The organism is Paraburkholderia sp. BCC1885 (genome assembly GCF_900996235.1).
Lineage (GTDB): Bacteria > Pseudomonadota > Gammaproteobacteria > Burkholderiales > Burkholderiaceae > Paraburkholderia.
In genome coordinates, this window is record NZ_CAAJGM010000134.1 from 1 (window position 1) to 469 (window position 469).

Annotated in this window: 2 pseudogenes; both read left to right on the top strand. The window is 62.0% G+C overall.

Annotated features, from left to right (window positions below):
- Positions 1-247, top strand: a pseudogene (locus FQ755_RS14275) (coenzyme A pyrophosphatase); the annotation flags it as partial.
- 84 nt (positions 248-331) lie between these two features.
- Positions 332-469, top strand: a pseudogene (locus tag FQ755_RS14280) (cobalamin biosynthesis protein CobD); the annotation flags it as partial.

Here is a 469-nt window from a genome sequence, read left to right on the forward strand (position 1 = left end):
CATCGTGCATCCGCCCTTCACCGTGCAAGCCGACACGCTCGAGGTCGCCGAGATCTTCGAGGTGCCGCTGGCCTTCCTGATGGCACCGGAGCGTCATGAAGTGCGCCTGTTCAAGTGGGAAGGCGGCGAGCGTCGTTTTTTTGCGATGCCCTATCCGAACGGGCGCGACGACGGCCATTACTTCATCTGGGGGGCAACCGCCGGCATGTTGCGCAATCTGTACCGTTTCCTTGCCGCGCAGCCTTGAACCGATGGCCGCACGAGCCGAACCGACGAGGCGGACCCGAACCCTCGCGCGGGTCCGCTGTGCTATCGTTATGCGAAAAATCGTATAACCCAGAACGGCACGGCCTTTCGCATGACTTTCTTTTCGGTTCTCCTCGCCCTCATCATCGAGCAGGTGCGCGCGCTGTCGCCGGGTAACCCGGTCTTCGCGCTGTTCCAGTTCCATGCGGAAACTGCGGCGCAT